Source organism: Streptomonospora arabica (assembly GCF_039531585.1).
Classification (GTDB): Bacteria; Actinomycetota; Actinomycetes; order Streptosporangiales; family Streptosporangiaceae; genus Streptomonospora; species Streptomonospora halophila.
The window spans coordinates 525,704-551,530 of record NZ_BAAAQI010000002.1 but is presented as its reverse complement, the minus strand read 5'-3'; the positions used below and the strand labels follow the sequence as shown (position 1 = coordinate 551,530).

27 protein-coding genes and 1 tRNA gene are annotated in these 25,827 nt (G+C 70.5%); 11 read left to right on the top strand and 17 right to left on the bottom strand.

Going from position 1 to position 25,827, the window contains the following annotated elements:
• Positions 1–157: 157 nt before the first annotated feature.
• From ABD284_RS05540 to ABD284_RS05490, 11 genes are all read right to left on the bottom strand, one after another.
• On the bottom strand, positions 158–859 hold the full coding sequence (locus ABD284_RS05540; RefSeq protein ID WP_344141314.1) for a glycosyltransferase family 2 protein: 702 nt from the start codon (positions 857–859) through the stop codon (positions 158–160).
• Positions 856–1,464, bottom strand: coding sequence for an SAM-dependent methyltransferase (locus ABD284_RS05535; protein WP_344141313.1), 609 nt, complete (start codon positions 1,462–1,464; stop codon positions 856–858). Before ABD284_RS05535 ends, ABD284_RS05540 begins: the two co-directional genes overlap by 4 nt.
• Entirely contained in the window at positions 1,461–2,225 is a 765-nt protein-coding gene (locus ABD284_RS05530) for a PIG-L deacetylase family protein (protein WP_344141312.1), read from the bottom strand. Before ABD284_RS05530 ends, ABD284_RS05535 begins: the two co-directional genes overlap by 4 nt.
• Positions 2,209–3,261, bottom strand: a complete 1,053-nt coding sequence (locus ABD284_RS05525; RefSeq protein ID WP_344141311.1) for an acyl-CoA dehydrogenase family protein — start codon at positions 3,259–3,261, stop codon at positions 2,209–2,211. Before ABD284_RS05525 ends, ABD284_RS05530 begins: the two co-directional genes overlap by 17 nt.
• Positions 3,262–3,369: 108 nt before the next feature.
• Complete coding sequence (locus ABD284_RS05520; protein WP_344141310.1) at positions 3,370–3,540, bottom strand: hypothetical protein; 171 nt, start codon at positions 3,538–3,540, stop codon at positions 3,370–3,372.
• Between the two features lie 92 nt (positions 3,541–3,632).
• Complete coding sequence (locus ABD284_RS05515) at positions 3,633–4,175, bottom strand: PadR family transcriptional regulator (protein WP_344141308.1); 543 nt, start codon at positions 4,173–4,175, stop codon at positions 3,633–3,635.
• Between the two features lie 49 nt (positions 4,176–4,224).
• Entirely contained in the window at positions 4,225–5,265 is a 1,041-nt protein-coding gene (locus tag ABD284_RS05510; protein WP_344141307.1) for a YihY/virulence factor BrkB family protein, read from the bottom strand.
• A 355-nt stretch (positions 5,266–5,620) separates the two neighbouring features.
• Positions 5,621–5,881, bottom strand: a complete 261-nt coding sequence (locus tag ABD284_RS05505) for an RDD family protein (protein ID WP_344141494.1) — start codon at positions 5,879–5,881, stop codon at positions 5,621–5,623.
• A 62-nt stretch (positions 5,882–5,943) separates the two neighbouring features.
• On the bottom strand, positions 5,944–6,369 hold the full coding sequence (locus tag ABD284_RS05500) for a VOC family protein (RefSeq protein ID WP_344141493.1): 426 nt from the start codon (positions 6,367–6,369) through the stop codon (positions 5,944–5,946).
• A 1,831-nt stretch (positions 6,370–8,200) separates the two neighbouring features.
• Positions 8,201–9,178, bottom strand: coding sequence for an SUMF1/EgtB/PvdO family nonheme iron enzyme (locus ABD284_RS05495; RefSeq protein WP_344141306.1), 978 nt, complete (start codon positions 9,176–9,178; stop codon positions 8,201–8,203).
• A gap of 32 nt (positions 9,179–9,210) precedes the next feature.
• Complete coding sequence (locus ABD284_RS05490) at positions 9,211–9,990, bottom strand: aminotransferase class IV family protein (RefSeq protein WP_344141304.1); 780 nt, start codon at positions 9,988–9,990, stop codon at positions 9,211–9,213.
• Positions 9,991–10,357: 367 nt separating this feature from the next.
• On the opposite strand from ABD284_RS05490, the gene ABD284_RS05485 reads away from it, so the two are divergent.
• From ABD284_RS05485 to ABD284_RS05445, 9 genes are all read left to right on the top strand, one after another.
• Positions 10,358–10,552 (top strand): hypothetical protein, encoded by a 195-nt coding sequence (locus ABD284_RS05485; protein WP_344141303.1) that lies wholly within the window; start codon positions 10,358–10,360, stop codon positions 10,550–10,552.
• Positions 10,549–10,839 (top strand): hypothetical protein, encoded by a 291-nt coding sequence (locus tag ABD284_RS05480; RefSeq protein ID WP_344141302.1) that lies wholly within the window; start codon positions 10,549–10,551, stop codon positions 10,837–10,839. The genes ABD284_RS05485 and ABD284_RS05480 overlap by 4 nt, the downstream gene beginning before the upstream one ends.
• 253 nt (positions 10,840–11,092) lie before the next feature.
• Entirely contained in the window at positions 11,093–11,827 is a 735-nt protein-coding gene (locus tag ABD284_RS05475; protein WP_344141301.1) for a GntR family transcriptional regulator, read from the top strand.
• 116 nt (positions 11,828–11,943) lie between these two features.
• A complete protein-coding gene (locus tag ABD284_RS05470; RefSeq protein ID WP_344141300.1) occupies positions 11,944–12,381 on the top strand; it encodes a plasmid replication, integration and excision activator in 438 nt (145 codons plus the stop codon).
• 106 nt (positions 12,382–12,487) lie between these two features.
• Positions 12,488–12,745, top strand: a complete 258-nt coding sequence (locus ABD284_RS05465; RefSeq protein WP_344141299.1) for a hypothetical protein — start codon at positions 12,488–12,490, stop codon at positions 12,743–12,745.
• Positions 12,745–14,172 (top strand): cell division protein FtsK, encoded by a 1,428-nt coding sequence (locus ABD284_RS05460; protein WP_344141298.1) that lies wholly within the window; start codon positions 12,745–12,747, stop codon positions 14,170–14,172. The genes ABD284_RS05465 and ABD284_RS05460 overlap by 1 nt, the downstream gene beginning before the upstream one ends.
• Entirely contained in the window at positions 14,172–15,863 is a 1,692-nt protein-coding gene (locus ABD284_RS05455) for a replication initiator (protein ID WP_344141296.1), read from the top strand. Before ABD284_RS05460 ends, ABD284_RS05455 begins: the two co-directional genes overlap by 1 nt.
• Positions 15,860–16,072: a helix-turn-helix transcriptional regulator gene (locus tag ABD284_RS05450; protein WP_344141294.1), complete on the top strand. Its 213-nt coding sequence runs from the start codon at positions 15,860–15,862 to the stop codon at positions 16,070–16,072. Before ABD284_RS05455 ends, ABD284_RS05450 begins: the two co-directional genes overlap by 4 nt.
• A gap of 21 nt (positions 16,073–16,093) precedes the next feature.
• Positions 16,094–17,308, top strand: coding sequence for a tyrosine-type recombinase/integrase (locus ABD284_RS05445; protein ID WP_344141293.1), 1,215 nt, complete (start codon positions 16,094–16,096; stop codon positions 17,306–17,308).
• 137 nt (positions 17,309–17,445) lie between these two features.
• Here the strand turns inward: ABD284_RS05445 and ABD284_RS05440 are convergent.
• Both ABD284_RS05440 and ABD284_RS05435 read right to left on the bottom strand, forming a co-directional pair.
• A tRNA-Arg gene (locus ABD284_RS05440) sits at positions 17,446–17,518 on the bottom strand.
• A gap of 203 nt (positions 17,519–17,721) precedes the next feature.
• Positions 17,722–18,987 (bottom strand): aspartate aminotransferase family protein, encoded by a 1,266-nt coding sequence (locus ABD284_RS05435; RefSeq protein ID WP_344141292.1) that lies wholly within the window; start codon positions 18,985–18,987, stop codon positions 17,722–17,724.
• A 246-nt stretch (positions 18,988–19,233) separates the two neighbouring features.
• Between ABD284_RS05435 and ABD284_RS05430 the strand changes: the two genes are divergently transcribed.
• Positions 19,234–20,703 carry an NAD-dependent succinate-semialdehyde dehydrogenase gene (locus ABD284_RS05430; RefSeq protein ID WP_386699719.1) on the top strand — a complete coding sequence of 490 codons (1,470 nt, stop codon included), beginning with the start codon at positions 19,234–19,236 and terminating at the stop codon, positions 20,701–20,703.
• Positions 20,704–21,000: 297 nt separating this feature from the next.
• On the opposite strand, the gene ABD284_RS05425 is transcribed toward ABD284_RS05430, so the two are convergent.
• The 4 genes from ABD284_RS05425 to ABD284_RS05410 all read right to left on the bottom strand — a co-directional run bounded on the left by ABD284_RS05425 (position 21,001) and on the right by ABD284_RS05410 (position 24,025).
• Positions 21,001–21,699 (bottom strand): GntR family transcriptional regulator, encoded by a 699-nt coding sequence (locus ABD284_RS05425; RefSeq protein ID WP_344141291.1) that lies wholly within the window; start codon positions 21,697–21,699, stop codon positions 21,001–21,003.
• Positions 21,700–21,777: 78 nt separating this feature from the next.
• Positions 21,778–22,521, bottom strand: a complete 744-nt coding sequence (locus ABD284_RS05420) for a maleate cis-trans isomerase family protein (RefSeq protein ID WP_344141290.1) — start codon at positions 22,519–22,521, stop codon at positions 21,778–21,780.
• A gap of 47 nt (positions 22,522–22,568) precedes the next feature.
• Positions 22,569–23,459, bottom strand: a complete 891-nt coding sequence (locus ABD284_RS05415; RefSeq protein WP_344141289.1) for a maleate cis-trans isomerase family protein — start codon at positions 23,457–23,459, stop codon at positions 22,569–22,571.
• 83 nt (positions 23,460–23,542) lie between these two features.
• Complete coding sequence (locus ABD284_RS05410; protein ID WP_344141491.1) at positions 23,543–24,025, bottom strand: DUF3830 family protein; 483 nt, start codon at positions 24,023–24,025, stop codon at positions 23,543–23,545.
• A gap of 742 nt (positions 24,026–24,767) precedes the next feature.
• Between ABD284_RS05410 and ABD284_RS05405 the strand changes: the two genes are divergently transcribed.
• Positions 24,768–25,775 (top strand): D-2-hydroxyacid dehydrogenase, encoded by a 1,008-nt coding sequence (locus ABD284_RS05405; protein WP_344141288.1) that lies wholly within the window; start codon positions 24,768–24,770, stop codon positions 25,773–25,775.
• The last annotated feature ends 52 nt before the right edge of the window (positions 25,776–25,827 follow it).

Below are 25,827 nucleotides of genomic sequence, written 5' to 3'. Positions count from 1 at the left end.
TTCATCTTTTTTGTCGCCGGAGTCGGCATAGCAGGAAAATGATGTTTTGGTGGGTTTGGCGGTAGAATGCGATTCCGGCGTGGGCCGCACCGGCGCCCGGCATTACCGCGGCGGCCGCGGCGGATCCCCGGCGGCATGCCGCGCGCCGCCGGCGGCGTCACTCGGAGCGGGCCCGCGCGAGCGCGGTCAGCCGGTCGGCGAAGCCGCCCGGGGCGCGGGCGTCCTCGCGGGCCGAGGTGGCCACCGGCAGGTCTGCGGGGCGGCGGATGCTGTGGCCGCGGAGGTGCAGGGCGGTGACCAGCGCGTGGTCCTCGGCGTGGGGGAGCGCTCCGAAGCCCCCGGAGTCGACGTAGGCCGAGGCACGAACCCCGAGGTTGGCGCCGTGCACGTGCGGGTGCTCGCGGTCGCTGAAGCTGTAGGCCTCGGCGAACGCCGTCGCCAGGCCGGGCGGGCGCATCGACCAGTCGTCGACGGTGACCGTGCCCGCCACCGCGTCCCATCCGGCGTCGGCGTAGCGGAGGTGCTCGGCCAGCCAGTGGCGGGGGACGGTGCTGTCGGCGTCGGTGGTGGCCAGCCACACGCTGCGGGGCCGCTCCCCGCACGTGCATTCCAGGGCGGCGCGCATGCCGACCGCCCGCGCCGCTCCGACGCTGCGATAGGAGGTCTCCACCACGAGCGCCCCCGCGCGGCGGGAGAGTTCGGCCGTCGCGTCGGTGCACGCGTCGGCGACCACGACCAGGTGGCGCCGCTGCTCGTCGAGGCCGCACGCCGCGAGGGACGCGGCGGCGGCACCCACACAGCGCTCGATCGCCGCGGCCTCGTCATTGGCCGGAACGACCACGGCCGCCGCGCGGATCACGCCAGACCCTCCCGCTGAGCGGGTGACGGCGCGTCGCCCGGGCCCGCTGTGTAGACGTCCATGAGGAAATCCGCCTCGACGTGCGAGGCGACGGGCGCGAGCCCGCCGTGCGCGGCGAGCGCGCGGTGCGCGTCGTCGCCGGAGCGGGCGTGGTCGGGCGCAGGGTGCCGCCAGTGAACCGCGACCAGGTCCCCGCCCGGGAGCAGTGAACCTGTGGCCCGCTCCAGCAGGTGCCGAAGGTCGTCGTCGCTGAAGTAGTACAGCAGTTCCGACAGCACCACCAGGTCGAAGGAGGCCTCCGGCCACTCCCAGGGGACGCTGCCGCGCCGCACCCGCACATGGGCCTCCTCGGCCAGGGCGCGTTCGGCGCGCTCGGCCGCGACCGCGACCCGCTCCCAGGCGAGCAGCGCGTCGCAGCGCGCGGCGAGACCTTGTGTCAGCGCGCCTATGGAGCAGCCCGGCTCGAACACCCGCCCGTAGCGCTCGCGCGGCAGGGACGCGAGGGTCAGCGCGCGCTTGCGGCGCTCGTACCAGCGGGTGGCGAAACCCCACGGGTCCGCGGAGCCGGAGTACATCGCGTCGAAGTACCCGCCGTCGACGCTCACCGGAACACCAGCTCGCGGTCGCGGCCGAAGTGGCCGAGCATCCCCGGTTTCAGGACGGCGGCGTCGGCGGGGTCCGCGCCCAGCGGCGCGATCTGGGTCGTGAAGCACTCCAGCGCCGCCACCTTGCGGCGCCGGATGCGCGGCGGCAGGTCGATCCGGCGGGCCCTCCTCCAGGGCACGCCGGGGTGGCCGGGGTAGGCCCAGTGCCACATCCACACCGGGTAGAGGAGTGGCCGCATCCCGATCGCGGCGCCGGCGTCGAGCGCGGCCCGGCCCGCGGCGTCGTGGTCGGGGTGCAGGTCGCCCGGCCACGGCGCCGCGCACACGTCGAAACCCGCGCACAGTTCGCGCAGCCGCCCCGCCAGCGCGTCCCGTGCGGAACCGGTCCCGCCGTCGGGCAGGCCCAGCCGCACCACCTCCGCACCCTCGGCGCCCAGGCACCGCAGGGCGCGTGCCCGCTCCTCCCAGCGGCGTTCGGCCAGTCGCGCGGGCGAGAGCGTCGGGCTGCCTGGGTGGGAGCCCTCGCCGTCGGTGACGGCGACGACGCGCACCCTGGCCCCCTGCTCGGCGAGCCGGGCGAGCATGCCGCCGACCCCGAGGACCTCGTCGTCGGGGTGGGGTGCCACGACCACCACGCCGGCGGCCGCGGACAGGTCCAGGGGCGCCGGGCGGTCGAGCCCGGGCCACGCCTGCCAGACCGCCTCCCCGGTGCCCTCGGTGTCGATGGGATGGACCGTGGCGCCGTCACGCGACTCGGGCATTGCCGTCCTCGAAGCGGGGCGCCGCGGTGCTGCCGAGCTCGGCCAGATCGCGGTCGCCGTGGTGCTGGTGGATGTAGGCTGCCAGGTCCTCGGTGGCGCGGGAGTAGTCCGCGTCTGCGGCGAGCGGGCCGGCGCCGAGCGCCTCCCTGGTGCTGCGCAGCACCTCGGCGCAGGCCGCGACGACGACGGCGCGCGCCCGCATGGCCCGGACCCGGGCGCCGCCGAACCGGTCGCGCGGATCGGCGTCGACCTCGCGGGCCGCCGCGGCGAGCACGGCCTCGGCGGCGTGCAGGTCCCGGTCGGCGCCGCCGAAGTAGGCGCACGCGTGCGGATCCGCCCTGTCGGCGGCCACGCGTTCGGCCAGGGGCCGCGCGACGGCGAGCGCACCGCCGTACCAGCACGCCGCGACGCCGATCCCGCCGTGGTGGAAGCCCGGACGCTCCGTGTAGGCGCCGGCGGGCCCCACCGGCACGGCCGGGACACCGTCGAAGGCGAGCGTCAGGGTGTCGCTGGCCGCCATCCCGCCCGCCGCCCAGCTCTCCGGGTCGGCCTCCGCGGTGTCGGTGGGGACCGCGAACAGGCGCCGGTTCCCGTCGCCCACCAGTGCGCTGACCAGTCCGTGGGTGCATACCCGCGCTCCGGAGCAGAACCGCTTAGTGCCGCTCAGCCGCCATCCGAAACCCCCGCCGTCCGGCTGCGCGTGCAGGTCGGGGCCCGGCGGATGGGCCGCCCACACCCCCCACACGCTGCCCGGCTCGGGAACCGGGCCGCCGAGTTCGGCCAACACGGCTACGGCGTCGCAGTGCCCCTCCGCCAGGCGCGCCAGAGCCAGGTCGCGGCGCCCCAGGTCGCGCAGCGCCGCCCAGCGCCGCCACGTGTCCCCGAATCCGGGCAGCGGAAGGTCCAGGTGGCCGTCGCCGATCTCGCGCACCAGCCGGTCGGCGACCCCGAGGGGGCGCCCCCGCCCATCGCGCGGCTCGTCGGTATCCGCTCCGGCATGCGAACGCCGCGTCCCCTGCGCCCCGGACCCGGCCATCGCTGCTCCTGCGCTGCCTGCGTGTTCCACCCGGTCACCTCTGCCCCTCGGGTCCGAGGGCAAACGCCGTCGCGTAACCGCTGGTAATGCGCCACCGCCGGTGCCCGCTCATGCGAGCGGAGCGGTCTCCAGCAGGCGGGCCGTTCGCTCGCAGACGAGGCGGGCGAGCTCGTCGTCACCTGCCAGGGCCGACGGTGCGACCGGACGGGAGTCGCTGAAGAACCCGCCGTTGGGCTCGGGAGCCGTATCGGCAGCGGCCAGCGCCAGCGGAGTCCGCACCCCCTCCTCGACGGTGCGGGATCAGGGGCGTCCGTCATCGGGCACCACCTGGACTCGGCCGGCGAGCCACGACCTTTCCGTCTCGAGGAGGCTCAGCGAATAGGAGAACACCAGAACACCTCGCGCGCCGGCAGCGGGAGGGGAGCCTGCCCCTGCTGCGCTTCGCGGACAGCGGTGATGCGGTCCTCGACCTGCGCGAGCCTGGTGCGCAGCGCCTGGGCGTACTCCTGCTCCGAGAGGAGCGGGAGATTGGCGACGCCGATCAGAAGCGGGTGCGCTACCGGGCGCGGTTCCTCGATGAGAGCGAGCGCGTTGAGCCTCGCGGCCTCGCGTCCGGCAGGGGTGGCCTGGAAGACGCGGCGCGACTTCGCCGCAGAGGGCGCCTCGGGCACCTGGACCTGGACCAGGCCGCGCCTCTCCAGCTTGGTGAGCACGTAGTAGATCGACGAGAAGCCGATGTCCGTCCACTGCCGGATGCCTCGGCGCTCGATCACCTGCTCCAGGTCGTAGCCGTGCCGAGGACGTTCGACGAGCAGACCCAGGACGGTCAGCTCAGCGCGGGTCAGTTCCCGTCGGTATTCTGGTACTAGAATATTGCGGCGGGAAGCCCCTACCGCGGGTGGCCCGGCCGACATCGAGCAGTTGTTCAGCCATGGTGGCTGCGAGTGCGGAGGGCCGTGTGTCTCAGCGGCGGCCGTGCTTCGACGGCCCGCTGGATGACGACGTTCCGCTGTGCCGGCCGCCCGCGGCGCCGCTGGGCCCACGTTCCTTCTTGGGCACGTCGCGCATCTCGACGAAGGGCTCCTCGCCCTCGGGCCGCCCTGCCGCAAGTGCCCTGCCGCGTTCGATCTCGGCGTTGAACTCCTCGCCGAGCAGGACCGCGATGTTGGTGATCCACAGCCATACGAGGAAGATGACCACCGCCGCCATGCTGCCGTAGGTGTTGCTGTAGGAGGCGAAGTTCGCGACGTAGAACGCGAACGCGCCCGAGGCCAGCAGCCAGATCACGACGGCCAGCACACTGCCCCCACTGACCCAGCGGAACCCCCGCTTGGCGTTCGGGGAGGCCCAGTAGAGCAGGGCGATCATGAATACGACGACAAGGAGCAGCACCGGCCACTTCGCGATGCGCCATGCCAAGACGGCGACGGGCCCCAGGCCCAGCAGCCGCCCGGCCTGCTCGGCGAGGCCGCCGGTGACGACGACCGCCACCGCCGCCGCGGTCAGCAGGATCACCATGAGCAGCGTGACCCCGACCCGGATCGGCAGGGTCTTGTAGATGGGGCGCCCCTCGGGGACGTCGTAGACGACGTTGGAGGCGCGCATGAAGGCCGCGATGTATCCGGAGGCCGACCAGAGCGCGACGGCCAGGCCGATCAACCCGAATATCCCGGCCGAGGCCCGGTTGCGCTGCATGTTCTCGATGATCGTGGTGAGGAAGCCGGCCACATCGGCGGGTGCCGCGGAGAGGCCGTCGGTCAGCGCTTGCGTCGCCGACTGCCCGGCGAACCCCAGGAGCGAGACCAGGACCAGGATCGCGGGAAAGATCGACAGGAGCCCGTAGTAGGTCAGCGCGGCGGCGAGATCGGTCAGGTTGTCTCTGCGGAACTCGCCGAAGGTGCGCCGCAGAGCCCCGATCCACGAGCGCTTGGGCAGTTCGGTCGGCGCCGACGCCTCCGGGCTCGCGGGCGCGTCCTGGGAATTCCGGTGGTGGCTTCCGGCCATCGTCGGTCCCCCTATCCGGTTTGCGTGGGCGGCCCCACCGCCCCCTACGACGCTGCCGCAGCCCGCCCGACCCGGCGCGGCCGGTCCTCGCCGGAACGCGGACCGCTACGGCGGGGCGGGCGCTTGCGGCACTCGCCGTCCAGCGCTTCGGCCTAGGCGGCGGCTCTGCGAGGCGGTCCTCCCCGTCCCGACGAGGTCGGCGGGACCGTCCCGCGCGCGGGGCACGCCTCGGCGCGGCTTCGCCGACCCGGATTCCGCTACCCCGAGACTGCATCGGCAACCGTCTGTAAGCGGAGGTCGGGAGGCGGACGGAGAGGCTGCCGAACGGCCCGAGGCCTCTGCCGGGATGCGGGGATTACGGGTGCGTCGGCGGGTTGCCTGTGATCACCCGGGTGCCGGAGGCGCGATCCTGCAGGCTGCGGAAGGTGCGCTCGTCGTTGTACGCCATGACGATGCTGACGACTTGGCCGATCATGCAGGTCAGGTAGAGCGCGACGAAGACCCCTTCGCGGCTGGCCGCCTGCTTCCCGGAGGGGGCCTCGCCTGTGGCGCGGGAGACGACGCGGATGCCGACGATCCGCTTGCCCAGGCTCTGGCCGCGGCGGGCGGTGGGCAGCCAGCGTTAGAGGAAAACGCCGCCGAACGCCACCAGGATCCCCGCGCCGAACGCGACGGCCTTCAGCTGAGCTGCTCGGCCAGTCCGACGATGATGCCCTCGGGGCCGCGGACGTAGCAGAGCCGATAGCTGTCCTCGAACCGCTCCAGCTCGCCCACGAGTTCGGCGCCGTGGGCGCGCAGGCGGGCGATCACATCCTCGATGTCGTCGACCGCGAACATGATGCGGCGGATGCCCAGCGTGTTCGCCGGCGCGTCCTTCGGCTCGGGGCTGATGGCCTGCGGCCGGTGGAACTTCGCCAGCTCTACCCGTCCGTGGCCGTCCGGGGTCCGCAGCATGGCGATGTCCTGCCGGACGTCTTCGAGCCCGATGACGCGTTCCGCCCAGCGCCCTTCGAGCGGCACCTTGCCTTCCAACTCCATGCCCAGTTCGACGAAGAACGCAACAACGGCTTCAAGATCGTCGACCACGATGAGTACGTTGTCCATCCGCTGGATCGCCACGCTGGACCTCCTTCGCTCGGTGCGGCCACGGTGGCCGCATCCACCTCTGAGACGGAGCCGATAAGCCGTTCTCCACATCCCGGGCCGCATGGCTGCTCCGAGGATTCCCATGCTGTCAGGACCATCGAGTCTCAGCGAGCAGCCCGCCGCACAGCTCGGACTTCGAAGGCATGTCCCGGTGTCCGCGTCGCGGCCCCGGCGCCGGGCCATATAAGTCGTCCGGGGGTTGGGGCCGTGCGTCCGCAGGACCATTTCGGCAAGCGGGTCCGCAGATACTCGCCGGGCCGCCCGGATCCACCGCGCTGCGCGCGCCTGCGCCGGTCCGGTGAGGAGAGTCCCGCGCACGTTCCCGGGGGCACTGCCGCAGGCCGCATATCCGTGTACCGGGTCCTCGGCCACGACTCTTGCCGCTGCGCAGAGTTCCATCACATCGGCCGCAACACTCCTCGGAAGGGGCTCTGGATCCCTCGCGCGCTGTACGGCGCCGGGCCCCACCCGTCGGAGCCGCCCGATGACCAAGGGATTTTTGGCGGTGCCGACTGCGCACGCTGCGTGCAGACTCGGCACTCAGAACTTCAGCACACATTCAGCACAGCGGTAGCCCACCGGCTCCGCCGCATACAGCCGTACACAACAACGAAGACCCCGAGCCGGATTTCCCCTGCTCAGGGCCTTCGTTCAGGTCTGTGACCTGCGGCGCGCTCGGGAGGATTCGAACCCCCAACCTTCTGTTGTAACGGCTGCGCCCACCCGCCTGCGGGGAGGCGCCGCGTAGCGCGCTGACGTGGACGGGGAGTGCTCGCCGCTTCTCGGTGTTTCCGGCCGCGTCCTGACGCCATGTGCGATGAATGTGCGATGCGGGCAGGTGGCCGTCCTGGGGCTCACCAGCGCCTTCGGCACGTGAGGCTCGGCGCTCATCCGGCAGTGTGCAACGCCGATATGGGCGGGCAACCGATAGGCCGACCATAGTCGGGGTCGGGCTGACGCCCAACGGTGCCGCCGCCCCAGCAACCCCAGCCGCGAGCAACCACGGTCCCGGTCCGAGGTGCTCGGTCGCGCTGGTGCCGGCACCCGAGACAGTCAGGGTCGCGCGACCGAGTGCCTCGGGACCCAGAACGCCGGATGCCATAGGACGTTCTTGCAGACCACAAGACGACGCGTTGGTTGCCGTGGCTCTGACCCTAGTGTGATTGGACTACAACTCAGTCTCCTACCGCCACGAGCACACTAGGTCCGAGATACTCACTTATCAGTACGCAAGCAAGATCGATTGATTCATGACAAGAACCACGAGATGGGTTCCTTCTTTGGTGAATCCATCTATTCCTTGTGTTTCTCGCTGCCTCTAGTCTGTCTAGAGTGTTGTTATCGATGACGTCCGCAAGATTAAGAAATTCGGTGACGGTGGAAACGTTCTGCCTTGTGAGTCTATTCCTTCTTTCTCTATTAGGTGGCTCGAACCCAGGGTTGCGTCGTTCTCGCCGTAGATAGTGCTCCCACTTTTCTGAAATAACCGCTTCGCACACGCTCCATGAAAACACCAGAGACGCAGGCCTGTCGTTTGCTTGAAGACTCCATGCGGCTTGATTTGCGAAGGAAGCCAGCTGAGTCAAGCCGCCAAAATTATTGTCAATGCATTTATCTAGCATCTCGTAGGCGGCGTTCAGGACTTCCTCAGATAGGACGCCTCTGTATGCCTCTGCGGCGGATTCTGTGGCCTTGTCTCCAAATGGCACCTCGTTATTCTCTTGCAGTGTTATCGCAGGACTTGATCCAGTGCCCGAGAAATGCAAGATATTTCTATTGGTAAGGTTGATCAGCCGTTGATCTTGAGCAGCGCCTGCATGGTGTCCGCTGGCGTTGCACACCGGAAACCGGTGTCGTCGTCGAGCATCTCGGACGAGGCGTCATTGAAGATGGCGGGTGCTGCGCGCATGAAGGGGCTCGTGAACGCGCTGCCCTTCAGCTCGTAGCGGTCGGGCTCGGACTCCGTTGAGCACCATTCCCAGGTGTTGCCGCACATGTCGTAGATTCCGTACGGGCTGACGCCGCTGTGGTAGCGGTTGACCGGGGTCGTTGCGCCCATTCCGCTCTCACGGACGTTGCACTTGGCGGGGGTGCGCTGGCTGCCCCAGGGGTAGACGTCGCCGCGGGTTCCTCGGGCCGCTTTCTCCCACTGCTGGCTCGTCGGGAGCGACTTCGCGGACCAACTTGCGTATGCGGCCGCGTCCTTCCACGTGACGAACACGACCGGATGGTCGTTCAGATCGGCCGGCGGGTTCCCGTCCTGCCATCCCTCCGGGGCCGGATGCCCCGTCGCGGCGATGAACCGCGAGTAGTCGGCATTGGTCGTCGGAAACACGTCGATGTAGAAGGCGGGCAGGAACACCGGCTCGTCGCTATCGCCTGCGAGATAAACGCCCGCCTCAACGAGGGCCATGAGCTTTCCGTCGACGGGATGCCGCAATTGGTGGGGCTCGTCGGTGGGCAAGGGGGCGGGTTCGGAACCCGCCTGTTCCTCCCTCGCTGAATCAGTCGGCTGATTGGTCGCCATCGGACCGACGAGGCTCTCGAAGCGTGCTTGCACGTCCGCGCTGGAGGCGGCAAGGGATGTGTCCAGAGCTTGCTGATTCACGGGACGAGGGTGGATGTCCTTCCCGTTCTTCTCCCATTTCGAAACCATGCGCTCACTGACGCCGAGGTGGGCAGCGAATGCGCGTATGCTCATCCGCTTGGCTTCTCGGAGTGCGCGGACCTCACGGCCGGACCATATCTTGATGGTCGGGGTGGTCATCGATCCTCTCCTCCTGGGGGTGAGAGACTCGGTCAGAGCCGTTCCGGGGGAATCTCTTCGTATTCCTTGCGCAGGTCGGCGAACACGGTGTGGTCGCCTGGGAACTCGGTTCCGTCGATACAAATCACCGGTCGGACGCCGACGCTCGTATTCGTGGCGAACGCCGCTTCCATGCCGCCGAGATTGCTGAGGTTCACGGGGGCGTTGATCGTCTGCTCGTGCACCTGCTGCAGAAGTCGCATGGTGACGCCGGGAAGTACATCGGCATCGGGCCACATCACGTTTTCGCCGTCGAAGAACGCGATGTTCCACGTCGCTCCTTCGGATACGAACCCGGCCGTGTCGACGAACACCGCGTCGTCGAATCCGCTGAGCTGTGCGGTGCGCCGGTGGCGGAGCTGCCCGAACAACCCGATGTGCTTCACCAATGGCATATCGCGCGCATAGACGGCGCTTTTCGCTCGCATCGGCGACGGCGGAAGAGCGACCGCCGGGCGCGTGGTCACCAGGACGTGCGGATCGGCGTCGCTACCGGGATGGCCCATTTCCAACTGAGGGTCGAAGATCGTGACGCGAACAACGAAAGATCCGCTTTCGTCCGCTACGGCCGTTCGCACGAATTCGCGGACGCGATCCCGGTCCAGATCCGCCGCGAAGACCTGTCGGCAGTCCTTGACGAGTCGGTCCAAGTGGTGCGAAAGTCCGCGAATGTGCTGGTCGTCCACACGCATCGAAGTGAAGTGGCCATAGTTGACCAGCGCGAGTGTCTGAAGATCGCTGGGCGTGGCCGGCGCGCCGTTCAGTTGTGCCATGGCCACAGTCTGACAGCGCCCTTGCTGCACGGACAGGGGTTAAGTGCAGCGAAAGTTCAGTACTGAGGCGGCAACGGGACATGGGAAAGGTCCCGGCATCCCTTAGATCCTTGCCTTATGAGTGATGCGCGCCCAGCCGACCAGTGCCGTTCCTGCCGTGGACGAGGACGCAAGACCGTGCGTCCGCGCCGACTGGTCGTCGTGGGTCCGAAGTCGGGTGTTCCCGCCGTCGTGCGCTCCGTGCGTTGTAGCGCCTGCGCAGGTACCGGCGTGATTACCGCCGCCGCATGACTCGCGACAAGTGACCCCCGCGAGTGCGCGAACACTCCGGGGGCGTGGTCCCAACCTGACTAAGACAGGTGGAACGATGACAAGGCTAGCGCCGCCTCCCGCGTACTACTACCGGCCCCGCCACGCTCGGGCCTCCTACGTCCGCCCCTACGTACTCGTCCACGAGCGCCGTATGCGCGAACGCGAAGCGGCCGAACGGGCTCGGCGCGAAGAACGCCGCCGCGCTTCTGCCGTCGCTCTGGCTGGGGCCGGTGGGGTGGTGCTGGTATGAGCATCCCGAAAGACCCGCTGCTGGCGTTGCTGCGCTCGCGCTACGGCGAGCGCTGGACGATTCGGCGTACCGAACACCTGTGGCTCGCCACGGCCGTTGACCGCCACGCCGACCACGCACCGACGCTGATCGAGCCCGACGTCGAGCGGTTCATACAGCAGTTGGAGGATCCCCCGGCGCGTGCTGGGCGCTCGGCGCGGTCGCTGCTGTCCTCCCCGTGGGTGTCCGAACGGCTCTTCGAGATCGGTGACGGCGTGTACTGGAACGAGTTCCCGCCGCCCCAGTAGGTGAGCCCGCGCGGCCGGTAGCCCTGATAACGGCCTTCCCACCGGTCCGCGCGTTCGCGGGTGTGCGGCTCACTCTCGCTGACCTGGCCGAGTCGGGCCGCACACCCTCCCCCGAGGGCGCCGTGTCGTCGCGCGCCGCTTCCCCCGCCGTGCCGCTGTGGTGGGCGTTTGTGCTGCCCCGGCGGTGACAGGCCGAAACCCTCACCCGTATGCTGCTTGACCAGACGAGTACTAGAGTCACCGGACGGTTGTGATGTCGAGCCTGGAGTTCGCTCCGCCCAAGTACGCCCGCATTGTGCAGGCCATCCAAGCCCGCATCGAGGACGGGACCTATCCCGTGGGGCAAATGCTGCCCTCCGAATCGCAGTTGGTCCGCGAGTTCGGGTCCGGCCGCAGCACGGTCGTACGCGCGTTGCAGATCCTGAGTATGCACGGGTGGATCGAGCGGGAGCACGGGCGCGGGTCCTTCGTCAAAGGCATCCCCGCCCAGGCGAACGAGCGCTCGCGCGCCGGTGCAAGCGCCTTCGACGCCCCCGAGAACGCCGCCGACACCACGATCACCCGTGCCGGGCGCGCCGATGCACCGGCGGCGGTCGCCGAGGTATTGAACGTCCCGCAGGGTTCGCCGGTCATCATGCGTCAGCGGGTCATCTCCGACGAGGGCGCGCCGAGCGAGCTGGTGACGCTGTGGTTCCCGCTCGATGTCGCCTCGGGTACCGACCTGGGTGCAACCGACGTGATCGCGATCGGCGCACGTGAACACCTCCAGGCCGTCAAACAGATCCGTCCCGCGCGCATCGTGGAACGTCTTTCAGCGCGATTGGCGACAGCCGATGAACGCGAGCTGCTGGGCTCCTCCGACGAGGGGACTCCGGTGCTGGGCATCCTCGCCAGTGTCTTCGATGCCGGCGGCGATGTCGTGGCGGTTGCGGACATCGTGCTTCCTGGTGACCTGCATGAACTTGAGGACAGCTATCCCGCGACCTGACGCGACGCACTCACACCCGGCTTAACCACTTGATCGGTCGAGTTCGGTAGGCTACATTGCAGGCATCCACTTGATCGGACGAGTGGTTGACCGTTTGAGACGTTGAGGAGAATGCCATGGCTATTCAGGGTGCGCTGCCGATCGAGTTCGGGACGGTGTTCCCGCACGGCGCCTACGCCCTCGGCGTGGAGCAGATCACCGACTTCGAGACCAAGCGTCCCCAGCTCGACAAGAACACGGGCCTGCCGCTGTGGGCGGTCGACGTGATCGACGCCGACCCGGAAGCCCGCGGCAAGCAGAAGTCGGTCAAGGTCAAGGTGGCCGCCGAGCACTGCCCGACCCTGCCCGACGAGGTGCCCGGCCTGCCCTTCCGGCCCGTCGAGTTCGAGCAGATGTCGGTCATGCCCTACGTGGACGACTCCGGGAGGCGTCCCCGCGTCGCGTACTCGCTTCGGGCACGCGGGGTGAAGACGCCGGGCGGCAACGGCGCCGCCTCCCGCAAGGCTCCGGCCGCTGCCGGTGCGGGTGCCTCGGGATCCAAGGATGCGGGCTGACCGGCTCGCACGTGTAAGCGGGGCGGCCTGGTGCGCCAACACCTTCGGCCGTCCCTTCAGCCCCTCGTGTCCTCGCTCAAGACCACGGAAGAGGTGTGCCTTCAGTATGTCCGGTCAGCCTGCGCGGGTCAGCCTGCGCGAGATCACCGCGTTCATGGACGCCGTGCGCGCCCACCGCACCGCCGCCTTCAACGGTTCCGCCCCGCGCCCGGATGCGGCGCTGCTGGCCTGGAAGTCCTCCATCCTCGACCGCATCGCCGACCAGACCGACGACACCGAAACCCGCGCCGTCGCCGACGAGGCACGCGCCGAACTGGCCGCACTCCGCTCCACCGACGAAACCGAGTCCGGGGGTGGTCGGTGATGCTGCGCAGCTCCAAGGCGGGCGCCACCCAGGTCCAGCCCACCGCCCCGGTACCCGCCCAGACCATCCGCTTCACCACGCCCGTAGTCGAGACACCCGGCATCTTCCTCCTGACCGGCTGGCTCTGGCGCATCATCCGCGCGCTGGTGCTGCTGCCTTTCCAGTTCCCGGTCTCGGTCGCCGCTGTGGCCGTCTCGGTGGGTGCCTACCTCGGCTTCGGCTGGCTCGGGCTGGCGGTGCTGTGGACGGTCCTCGACCTCGGCCTTCTCGTGTGGTGGCGCCGCTGGCCGCACTCGTTCAAGGCACACGTGGCGCTGCGGGTGCTGGCCACTTGGCGCCGGTTCTGGATCTACCGGCGCCACTGGCAGCCCGTCCTCGTCGTCTCCGGGCTGGCCGAGTCCTACCTGGAACGCCAGTACCTCCCGCAGATCCGCGGGGTGACCTGCTCGGCGTGGGCGGACCGGGTGCGGGTGAAGCTGGTGGCCGGCACTTCTCCGTCCGAGTTCGAGAACCGGGTGGCCGAGCTGGCGCACGGCTTCGGCGCCCCCTCTTGCCGGGTGGAGGTGCGCGGGCCGCGTGACCTCATCCTGGAGTTCCCGCGCCGCGACACCTTGGCCGATCCCATTGACGCGCTATCCGTCCCGGACGATCCCCAGGATGTGGACCTGTCGGGGCTGCCGGTGGGCATCGGTCAAGACGGCGAACCCTGGAAACTGCGGCTACACGGAACCCACGTGCTCACGGTCGGTGTCACGGGTGCCGGTAAGGGCTCGGTGCTGTGGTCGGCTATCCGCGCGATGGTCCCGGCCATCGGCAAGGGCACCGCCGAGGTGTGGGCGATCGATCCCAAGCGGATGGAGCTGTCCTACGGCCGTGCCCTGTTCGCCCGGTACGCCGACGCCGCCGACGAGGCCGTGTCCCTTCTGGAAGAGGCCGTCTCGGCGATGCAGGAACGCGCCGAACGCTACGCCGGACGCCAACGGACACACGTGCCCTCGGTGCGGGACCCGTTCGTGGTGGTGGTGCTGGACGAGGTGGCGTTCCTGACCGCCTACCACCCCGACCGCGACATCCGCCGCCGCGCCGAGAACGCGATCGCCACGCTGACCAGTCAAGGCCGCTCGGTCGGCTTCTGCGTCCTGGCCGCGCTGCAGGATCCGCGCAAGGAGGTGCTGAACCTGCGCAACCTGTTCCCTGACAAGATCGCGCTCCGGCTGGACGAAGCGTCGCAGGTGGACATGGTCCTCGGCGACGGTGCACGCGACTGTGGCGCCAACGCCCACCTGATCGACCCCGACCTTCCCGGTGTCGCGTTCGTGAAGCTGGAGGGCTCCCCGGTACCGGTGCGGGTACGGGCCGCGTTCGTCACCGATACCGACATCGACCACATGGCCGCTGAACCGGCCGCTGCGGGGGTGGGGGACTGATGCCGACCCCGACCGGTAAGTCCACACGTGCTGAACGCCAAGCGCAACCGCTGGCGCGTGAGGCGGCCGAGCAGATCGCCGCGGACAAGGGCGTGTGCATCCGGCCCGTGTCCCTGCGCCGGACCGACATCGCCACGGGCCGGACCGAGATCGTGGATGTTCCGTGCGGCTCCACGTTGGAGTCCCGGTGCCCGGCCTGCGCTAAGCGCAAGCGATCCATCCGGCGGTCCCAGTGCGAAGAGGGCTGGCACCTGGCGGAGGATCCGACCGTCACGGCGGATGAACCGTCCGATGTTCAGCGGGCGTGGATCGAGCAGCGCGCTGTGGTGACGGCCGAGCGGGATCGGCTCGTGCACGCGGGCGAAGGTGCTCCTGACGAGGTGGCAGCGCTCGATCAGGCCATCGCCGACCTGGACGCCGAGATCACCGCCTCGGGCATGCGCGGGTCGGTCTCGCGCGGCTCCTCCTCGTCGGGCACCTCGCGTCGGGTGCGTTCTACGAAGCGGCGCCAGGACGCGCCGGATCTGCCCAAGCGGCAGATGGCCAAGACCACCGTGGGCCGGTCCTACGAGGATCCGGCCACGGGCCGCGTCTTCCGACCCTCGCTCTTCCTCACGCTGACCTGCGACACCTACGGGCGAGTGAAAGCGGACGGCACCCCGGTGGACCCGTCTACCTACGACTACCGGCGGGCCGCGCGGGATGCGCTGCACTTCTCCAAGCTCGTCGACCGGTTCGTGCAGAACCTGCGCCGAGTTGCCGGGTTCGACGTGCAGTACTTCGCCACCGTCGAACCGCAACGCAGGTTGGCGCCGCACCTGCACATGGCCACACGCGGCACCATCCCACGTGCCGAGCTGCGCCAGATCGCGGCCGCGACCTATCACCAGGTGTGGTGGCCCCGAGCCGACGAGGCCGTGTACGCGGGCGCGGACCTGCCGGTCTGGGACGAGTCGATCGGTGGCTATGTCGACATGGCGACCGGGGAAGTCCTGCCCACCTGGGAACAAGCGCTCGATGACCTCGACGCCGACCCTCACGCGGAACCGATGCACGTCGTCCGCTTCGGGCCGCAGGTCGACGCCAAAGGCGTAGTAGCCGGCACCGACGACGCCGACCGGTGCGTGCGCTACCTGGCGAAGTACCTGACCAAAGACATCGCCGAATGCCACGCCGTGGAGACCGACGCGCAACAGCGCCACGTTGACCGGCTCGTGCAAGCCCTGCGCTTCGAGCCGTGCTCGCCCAAATGTGCGAACTGGCTGCGGTACGGCATCCAACCGGACAACGCCAAGGCGGGCATGGTGCCGGGCTTCTGCCGCTCCAAGGCCCACCGCCGCGAACACCTCGGCTACGCCGGGCGCCGCGTGCTCGTCTCGCGCAAGTGGTCCGGCAAGACCGTCGCCGACCACAAGGCGGACCGGCTGCGCTGGGTCCTGGACGCCCTGGGCGTGGATCCCGACGCCGACCCCGACGAGGCGCACGGCGACGGCGCCGCTCCCGCGCTCGCCTCGGTCTCCTCCGGCGACCACGCCTGGGAACTCGCCCGGCCGACCGACCCCGATGTCCCACCGCGCGAACACCGCCTCCTGCGGGCCGTCGGCGAAGCGCTCAAACGCCGCGCCCAGCTCGACGCCGCTCGGCAACACCGCTCCGACGATCTTTCGGCAACTCCGGAAAGGGCCGCATGACGACCGCCGCGACCGCATCCGACACCCAACCCCAACGCGGCGCCGCCTACCGGCTCTGGTCGGTCTCCGACGCTGCGGCCTTCCTCGGTGTCCCGGCGAAGACGCTCTATGAGTGGCGCTACAAGGGCGACGGTCCGCCCTCGCACCGCGTCGGCCGATACGTGCGCTATGTGCCCGATGAAGTCCGGTCCTGGGTCTGCGCCCAGTAGAGAAGCAGGGGAGAGAACACGATGGCTCGGGTGTGGATCTACGACCGCACACGCGACAAGGCGTATCGCGATGCCGCAGCAAAGGCCAAAGCCGCGAAACGCAACCCTCCGGCTCGGTGGTGGGTCCGGTACTACGACCCTGCGGGCAGGCTGAAGAGCGGCGGCACCTTCGCAAAGAAGGTCGACGCCGAGAGTCGGCAAACGGACCTGCAGAACAGTCTCAGCGTGGGCACCTACCGCGACCCTGCGGCCGGAAAGGTGACGCTCGGCGAGATCGCGGAGAAGTGGCTCGGCGCGCGCACCGACATCAAGCGTTCGACCTGGTGGAAGTACCGGAGTCTGCTGGACGCGCACGTCCTGCCGCGCTGGGGTGATCTGCCGCTGACAGCGATTCAGAATGAAGACGTGGCCGTGTGGGTGGCCGCACTCCAGAAACCGCGCGACGAGGGCGGCAGCAACCTTGGCGCTTCCCAGACCAGGCGGGCGCACGGCGTGCTGTCGATGGTGCTGGACTGGTGCGTCCCCCGGCGGCTGACGATGAACCCGGCGCGGGGCGTTCCGCTTCCCAAGTCGAGTGAGGCGGAACACGTCTACCTCGACTATGTGCAGGTGGAAGCCCTCGCCGAAGCGGCTGCCTCGCTGCGAACCAAGTACGGCCAGGTCCCCGCCTCGGCGCACGTGAACCGCCCGTTCATCCTGCTCCTCGCCTACACGGGCCTCCGCTGGAACGAGGCTGCGGCGCTGCGTGCGGGTCGGGTTGACCTCGTCGGGCGGCGCATCCGCGTCGTCACCGCCTTCGCCGAGGTGGAAGGCAAGCTCATCGAACAGGCACCCAAGACCGGCAAGAGCCGCACCGTCCCCGTCCCGCCTTCGCTCGTCGACGAGTTGAAGCCGCTGGTGGAGAACCGCCCGGATGACGCGCTGGTGTTCAGCACGAATCGGGGCGCGGCGATGCGGCTGCGCAACTGGCGCAACCGGGAGTTCGACAAGGCCATTGAATCCGCCGGCCTCGACCGAATCGGCCTGACTCCGCACAAGCTGCGGCACACCGCCGCGTCACTGGCCATCGCGGCGGGCGCGGATGTGAAGGTGGTTCAGCAGATGCTCGGCCACGCCACGGCCACGATGACCCTCGACCGGTACGGGCACCTTTTCCCGGACCGCCTTGACGAGGTGGCCGAAGCCATGGACGCCGCGCGCGTGAAGGCGACCGCGAACATCGGCCCGGCGGCGTAGCCGCCCACCCTCGGCACCGGAGCCATGTGCGATGAATGTGCTACGCGGTCCGCGTGACCACTCCCGCAAGCCTCCGAACATCGAAAAAGCCCGGCCTGTCTGTGCAGGTCGGGCTCTTCTTAGCTGTGTCAGCTCGGCGCGCTCGGGAGGATTCGAACCCCCAACCTTCTGATCCGTAGTCAGATGCTCTATCCATTGAGCTACGAGCGCTGATTCGGTTGTGTGTCCTCCGCTCGGGGTCCCCGGGGGGCTCCCTGCGGAAGACGTGTACGACTCTACCACGGGGAACGGAGCGGTTTCGCCGGATTATCCGCCGGCGGCGGGGGCGTGTGAGGGACGTCCCATGGGGGCCTCCGCCGACCGGGGTGACCCGGCGGAGGCCCCCATGGGGGGCTGGTTCGTCAGGCCGTCCGTCAGGCCGTGGCCTCCTTCACCGCCTGGGACCACAGGTCGACGGCCTGGTCGATCTGGTCGGCGGTGACGATGAGCGGCGGGATCATGCGGACCACGTTGCCGTGCGGGCCGCAGGTGAGCAGGAGCAGGCCCTTCTCGGCCGCGGCCTTGTGGGCGCGGGTGGCGGTCGCGGTGTCCGGGGAGCCGTCGGGGGCGGTGAACTCGTTGCCGACCATCAGGCCCGGGCCGCGCACGTCGCCGATCACGTCGTGGTCGGCGGCCACGCCCGCCAGGCCGCGCGTGAGGCGTGCGCCCATGTCGGCGGCGTTGGCGACGAGGCCCTCGTCCTCGATGACGTCGAGGGTGGCCAGCGCCGCCGCGCACGAGACCGCGTTGCCGCCGTAGGTGCCGCCCTGCGACCCCGGCCAGGCCTTCTCCATCAGCTCGTGCGGCGCGGCGATCCCCGACAGCGGGAAGCCGCTGGCCAGGCCCTTGGCGATGATGGTGATGTCGGGGCGGATGCCCGCGTGCTCGTGGCCCCAGAAGGCGCCGGTGCGCCCGAAGCCGGTCTGCACCTCGTCGACGACGAGCAGGATGCCGTGCTGGTCGGCCCGCTCGCGCAGCCCCCGCAGGAACGCCGCCGGCGCCGGGACGTAGCCGCCCTCGCCCAGCACGGGCTCGACGAAGACCGCCGCGGTGTCCTTCGGCGCGCTGACCGTGGCCAGCTGGTAGTCCAGCTCGCGCAGGGCGTACTCCGTGGCCTCCTCCTCGCTCATCCCCAGCCGGTAGGCGTAGGGGAACGGGGAGACCACGACGCCCGGCATCAGCGGTCCGATGCCCGCGCGGATCTTGGTGCCGGAGGTGGTCAGCGACGCCGCCGCCATGGTGCGCCCGTGGAAGCCGCCCTGGAAGACGATCGCGTTCTGCCGGCCGGTGGCCTGGCGCGCCAACCGCAGCGCCGCCTCGACGGCCTCGCTGCCGGAGTTGACGTAGAAGAGCCGGTCGAGGCCGTCGGGCAGCACCCCGCCCAGCCGCTCGGTGAGCTGGAGGAGGGGCCGGTGCATGACCGTGGTGTACTGGCCGTGCACGAGCGTGGCGACCTGGCGCTGCGCGGCCTCGACGACGCGGGGATGGCAGTGGCCGGTGCTGGTGACACCGATGCCGGCGGTGAAGTCGAGATAGCGGCGGTCGTCCTCGTCGTAGATGTAGACACCTTCGCCCCGCGCCGCCAGCACAGGTGTGGCCTGCTTGAGCAGGGGGGAGAGCGCGGCCGACGGCTCAGCCATCATCAGACCTCTTCCGTAGGATTGTTGACAATCGACAGAGCTATGGAATCATCCCACATGAGGCGGTGTCCAGGTCCGTGCCTACCCCCGCGCGGATCCGGGCATCGCCGCCGGAACGAACACACCGACGGCGGCGGTTAGCCCGCGCTCGCCGCTGGGAAGGCGTCACCCGAGGTATTCGCCGCGGCGCCTTCGCACGTGCGGCGAACGCACCGTTACCACCAGCCCAGAAGGGGATGTAGCGCAATGACCTTGGCCGAACGGGAGACGCAGGTCGTCGAGCGCGTGCCCAAGCAGCTCTTCGTCGGCGGCACGTGGCGCGAGGCGCGCAGCGGAGCGGTGTTCAAGGTCGAGGACCCCTCCACGGGGTCCGTGCTGTGCGAGGTCGCCGACGCCGGAACCGAGGACGGCTTCGCCGCTCTGGACGCCGCCGTCGCCGCCCAGCCCTCGTGGGCCAAGCACGCCCCCCGCGAGCGGGGCGAGATCCTGCGGCGCGCCTACGAGCTGCTCATGCAGCGCCAGGAGGACCTCGCGCTGCTGATGACCCTGGAGATGGGCAAGCCCTTCGCCGAGGCCAAGGGCGAGATCGCCTACGCCGCCGACTTCCTGCGCTGGTTCTCCGAGGAGGCCGTGCGCATCGAGGGCGGCTACTCCATCTCGCCCAACGGCCAGGCGCGCTTCCTGGTCATGCGCCAGCCGGTGGGACCGTCCATGCTGATCACGCCGTGGAACTTCCCCATGGCCATGGGCACGCGCAAGATCGGCCCGGCCATCGCCGCCGGCTGCACCATGATCCTCAAGCCCGCTCAGCAGACGCCCCTGTCCGCGCTCGCGCTGGCCGACATCCTGCGCGAGGCCGGGCTGCCCGAGGGGGTGCTCAGCGTGCTGCCCACCTCCGACGCGGGCGGGGTCACCGAGCCGCTGCTGCGCGACGGCCGCATCCGCAAGGTCTCCTTCACCGGCTCCACGGGAGTGGGCCGCAAGCTGCTGGAGCAGAGCGCCGAGCAGGTCCTGCGCACCTCCATGGAGCTCGGCGGCAACGCCCCGTTCCTGGTCTTCGACGACGCCGACATCGACGCCGCCGTCGAGGGCGCCATGCAGGCCAAGATGCGCAACATCGGCGAGGCCTGCACCGCGGCCAACCGCCTCTACGTGCAGTCGGGTGTCGCCACGGAGTTCGCCCGCAGGCTCAGCGAGCGCATGGGCGCCCTCAAGCTCGGCCGCGGCACCGAGGACGGCGTCCAGGTCGGCCCGCTGATCGACGCCAAGGCCCGCGAGAAGGTGCAGAGCCTCGTCGACGACGCCGTGGGCCGCGGCGCCCGCGTGCTCGTGGGGGGCTCCGCCGGCGACGGCGACGGCTACTTCTACCGCCCCACGGTGCTGGCCGACGTGCCCCAGTCCAGCGAGCTCTCCACCACGGAGATCTTCGGCCCGGTGGCCCCGATCATCTCGTTCGACACCGAGGACCAGGCGCTGGCGGCCGCCAACGACACCGAGTACGGCCTGGTCAGCTACCTCTACACGCGCGACCTCAACCGCGCCCTGCGGGTTTCGGAGGCCCTGGAGACCGGCATGGTCGGGCTGAACCAGGGCATCGTCTCCAACCCCGCGGCGCCCTTCGGCGGCGTCAAGCACTCCGGCCTCGGCCGCGAGGGCGGGACCGTGGGCATCGAGGAGTTCCTGGAGACCAAGTACATCGGGGTCGGCGGCGTGTAGCCGCGGGCCGGAGCGAGCCGGATACGGCAGGGGGACGTCCGCAGCGTCGTGCGGGCGCCCCCTTTTTCAGTGCCTCTCGGCCGCCAGGCGGTCGGTCCGCTTCGGCGTGCAGGTCGCCAGGTCGTGGGCGAGGCGGAGCCGTCCCGTGCGGACCGGGGGTGCACGGCGCTCGCGCGTGCTCCGTCGCTGCCGCAACGGCGGCCCAGCTGGCCGGCGGCCCGGCGGACCGGCAGTCACCGGTCCGCCGCTCCCTCCGGCCGCGGGCCGCCGGCGACCGGCGGGCCCGCGGCCGGGCGCTCAGTCGCCGGCCGCCGGGACGCCGCCCACCCGTGAACGGCCGGTCGTGTTGATGCGATCGACGGTGTCGAGCATGTGCGACTCGATGAGCCGGAGCAGCCGCTTCTCGTCGCCCTCGGTTATGGCGTCCAGCAGCTTCTGGTGCTCGTCGACGAGCTCGGCGGCCTCGGGGTAGACGTCCTGCATCACCGTCAGGCACATGCGGGTCTCCACCAGCAGGGTCTGCGCCATGCGCTCCAGCCGCCGGTTGCCCGAGCAGCTCACCAGGGTCTGGTGGAAGGCCTGGTCGGCGTCGCTCATCTCGGTGCGGTCGCCGGTCTCGGCGGCCTCGACCAGGCGGTCCAGCGAGGCGGTCAGGCGCGCCAGCGCCTCGCCCCGGTTGCCGCGCATGATCAGCTCGCAGGAGGCGCGCTCCACCGCGAGGCGCGCCACGTAGATGTCGCGGACGTCTTCGGCTTCGAGCTCGCGGACGAACAGGCCGCGGTGGCGTTCGCTGCGCAGCAGGCCCTCCTGCACCAGCCGCTGCATCGCTTCGCGCAAGGGGCCGCGGCTCACCCCCAGTTGCGCCGCGAGGTCCGTCTCGCCCAGCTGGTCGCCGGGCGCCAGGTGGCCGTACATGATCGCCGAGCGGAGCTGGTCGGCGATCAGCGCGGCGGTGGACCTCCGCGGCACGGGTTCGAGCCCGCTGTGGGAGTTCATGGCATCCGTACTCCTCTCGTCCTCACGCGCCGTCGTTCGACGGGTGCCCGCTGCGGCGCCGCGGCGGGCACCCGGCTGTCAGCGTTCGGCCGCGGCGGCTGTCCCGGCCCCTGCGCGGAACAGCGTGCCGAGCCCGTCGCGGGGTGCGGCGGCGCCCGCCAGGCGCAGCCCCTCCCACACGCTGACCTGGTTGGCGGTCAGCACGGTCTTGCCCAGCCGCTCCTCCAGGGTGTCCAGGATCGCCGCGCTGTGCAGCGCGGTGTCGGGCACCAGGACGGCCTCGGCCTCGGGGTGGTCGCCCGCCGCGACCCAGTCCAGCACGTCGCCGGCCTCCAGGGTGCCGACCTCGGCGGCGGTGACGATACCCCGCCCCGCCCACGCGACGACCTCGATCCCGGCGGCGCCGAGGAACTCCACGAAGCGCTCGGCGACGTCCTCCGGGTAGCTGGCGGCGATGGCCACACGGCCGATGCCCAGCGTGGTCAGCGCGTTGACGAACGCGAACGACGTGCTGGACGACGGCGCGCCCGCCTCGTCGCCCACGGCGTCGGCCTGGGCGCGGGCGCCCTCCCAGCCGAAGACGAAGCTCCCGCTGGTGCAGGCCCACACGGCGGCGTCGACGCCGCGCGCCCGCAGCTCGCGCGCGCCCTCGCCGAGGACGTCGGAGCCGCCCACGTCCAGCAGCGCGTCGACCCGGTGGGCGTCCTCGCGCATCAGGGTGTGCACGAGGTGCAGGCGGACGTCGCCGCCCAGCAGTTCCTCGAACACCGGGTAGTCGTCCTCGGCGCTGTAGCCGGGGTAGAGGAACCCGACATGTGCCATCTGGCTACACCTGCCCTTCCGGGGCTCGCTGTGGTTGAAACCGGCCGTCACGCGGCGGTGCTGCGGGCGGTTGCGTCGACGAGGTGCTGGCCGTGGGCCACCGGCTGCCGGCCCATGGCCTGCAGCGCGGCCCACATGGTGACCTGGTTGGCGGCGATCACCGGCTTGCCGAGCATGCGCTCGAGCGGCGCGATGATGTCGTAGGTGAGCACGTTCGTGCAGCTGATGAACACGGCTTCGGCGTCGGGCCGGTCGGCGTCGCGTACCGCCTGGACGACCTCGGAGTAGGTGGTCTTCCAGATGTGGCCCAGCAGGCCCAGGCCGACGCTGGAGACGGGCTCGACCCCGTGCTCGGACAGGAAGTCCAGCAGCCGCTCGGTGACGCTGTCGACGTAGGGCGTGACGACCGCGATGCGGCGAACGTCCAGCGCCTCCAGCGCCTGGATCGTCGCCCCGGAGGTGGTGACCGCAGCGGGCGCGCCCGCGTCCAGGATGCTCTGGCGCAGGCGCTGCTGGCCCTCGGCGCCGTGCACGAAGCTGCCCGAGGCGCACGCGTAGCCGACGACCAGCGGTTCGGGGGCCAGCAGGTTACGGGTCGCCCGCGCCACGTCGTCGCCGTCGCTCAGCGCCGAGGCCTGGTCGACGGTCACCGGCACCGGCACGAACGGCAGCCGCGTGACGTAGAGCGATACGTCGTCGGGCGCCCAGCGCCACAGCTCGCGGTCCAGCGCGAAGTCGTAGGGGGCCACGATGCCCACGCCGGACTGCCACGGGGTCTCGGCCAGGGCGGAGAGCTCCACCACGTCGGCGGAGCCCGCAGGCGTGGCCCCGTTCGCGTCCGTGCCGGGGTCGGGGGCGGTCTCAGGGTGCTTGAGGAGGACCCGCTCTTCCTGTTCGTCGCCGCTCACCGGTTCTCCGGCGGTCCGATCGGTCCGCATTGGTCACTCACCTCCTTCTCTGCGTGTTATCGGTTTCGGGGCCGCGGGTGTGCGGCCCCCGGGGGAGGCGCGAGCGCTGTCAGCTAGTCCTCCAGCCGCCGGTAGGTGAGGCGCTCTCCGATCGCGCCGGAGCGCCAGACGTCGTGGCAGGCCTCGGCCATGGGGCCCAGGCCCTCGACGATGCTGGCGTAGACGTTGCCCGGCACCCAGCCGACGTCGCCGTTGAGCAGCAGGTTGTTGCGGCCGTAGAAGATGGCGAGGTCGATGACCCCGGGCAGGTGGTCGATGCCCTTCTCCTCCTTGAAGCGGCGGTCGAGCATGCCGCCGGGGAAGGAGAAGTAGACGACGTCGCCGGGGATGGGGGTGACCGTGGGGTTCTCCTGGCCCGGTTCCTCGGCGGCGAACCGGGGGACCATGGCGTAGACCTCGTTGCGGGCGTACTTGGCGTGGTAGATGTCGCTGCCCTGGGGGAGCGCGTCCCACACCGCGTCGCAGGTGCGCGGGGCGTCCTTCTCGAGCAGCTCGGCCACGCAGGAGACGCCGCGCTTCTCCAGGCTGATGGTCATGTACCTGGGCATCGTCGGTTGGGCCTTTCTAACTGGGCACCGTGACGCACCGCCGAGGACACGGGTCGGGCGTTCCCGGGCGGGAGACGGGATGAGGCCGGGGCCGGCCGGCTCGGGAGGCCGGGTGCGGGGCCGCCGCGGCTGAGCGCGGACGGCGGTCGGCCGATGATAGGACTTATCGTGCTTTGCAGGCGGTGATGGGCTGTGCCGCAGCCGCCCGTGGCGGGCGCTGCCGGTCGGTCGAGTCGTGTCAACTTGTCAACGCGCAGCCCCCTGATCCCCGGCGACGCGACGCGACGCGATGCGATGCGGGGCATCAGGCTCGACGGTGCTGATTGTCGACAATCATACGATCGAAAAGCCCGACAGGGCAACGTTCGGGCGGGTTGGCGTGTTACGTCGCCGCCGCGTTCGCGGTGCCGCGCCGACCGCTCCACCCCCGTGCGACAGCGGGGGCGGCGGCCCGGAAATTCCATCGGGCCGGCGCCGATCGGACGGGCAGGGGCGGACGGGTGCGAAGCGGGCCGCCGGGGCGGCCGGTGAGCGGTGCGCAGCGCGCGCCGATCGGCCCTGCTCACCGCCGTTTCGCCGACTTCCCGCATATTGTTGACAATCCTACGGGCTCTGCCTAGCGTTTCAACCGCATTCGCGGTACCCGACCATTGGACGGCGGTGATCGCGGGTAGGCAGAGCAGCGAAACCGCTTGGCCGACCACGTCTGTTGAACCCGGAGCCGCCCGCAGTGACACCCGCAACACAGCCGCAGACCCGCCTCGCCGTCCTGCACGGCGGCGAGCTTCCCCCCGGCAGCGCGCGCCTCGACGACCACCCCGGGCTCGCGTCCGTGCGCTACGCCACCGCCGACCGCCTCGGCGAGGTCCTGCCCGGCGCCGACGCCCTGTTCGTCTGGGACCTGTTCTCCGAGGCGCTGGAAGCGGCCTGGCCCAAGGCCGACAGCCTGCGCTGGGTGCACGCCGCCACCGCCGGGGTCGACAACCTGATGTTCGACGGCCTCGTCGGCAGCGACGTGGTCGTGACCAACTCCCGCGGCGTCTTCGACGAGCCGATGGCCGAGTACGTCCTGGGCCTGGTGATCGCCTTCGCCAAGGACCTGCCCGCCACGCTCGGCCACCAGAGCCGCCGCGAGTGGCGCCACCGCGAGACCGAGCGCGTCGGCGGCAAGCACGCGCTGGTGATCGGCACCGGGCCCATCGGCCGCGCTATCGCCCGCCGGCTGCGCGCCGTCGGCATGACCGTCGAGGGCGCCGGCCGCACCGCGCGGCCCGAGGACCCCGACTTCGGCACCGTCGTCGAAGCCTCCCAGGACACCGCGGCCCCCGGCCTGGCCGAGGCGCTGCCCCGCGCCGACTACGTCGTACTGGCCGCGCCGCTCACCGACGCCACCCGCGACCTCGCCGACGCCGCCTTCCTCGCCCGCATGCGGCCCGGCGCCCGGCTGATCAACGTCGGCCGCGGCCCGCTGGTCGACGAGGACGCGCTCGTGCGCGCCCTGCACGCGGGCTCGATCGCCGGGGCCGCGCTCGACGTCGCACGCACCGAGCCGCTGCCCGCGGACTCCCCGCTGTGGGACGCCCCCGGCGCCCTCGTGTCGCCGCACATGTCCGGCGACGTCGTGGGCTGGCTGGACGAGCTGGTCGACCTCTTCACCGACAACCTGGACCGCTACCTCGACGGGAATCCGCTGCGCAACGTCGTCGACAAGTCGCGCGGGTACGTCTCCGGTCCCTGACACCGCCCTGGACCCCCCGGGTCCGCGCTCCGCCCACCACGTGCCGACGTCA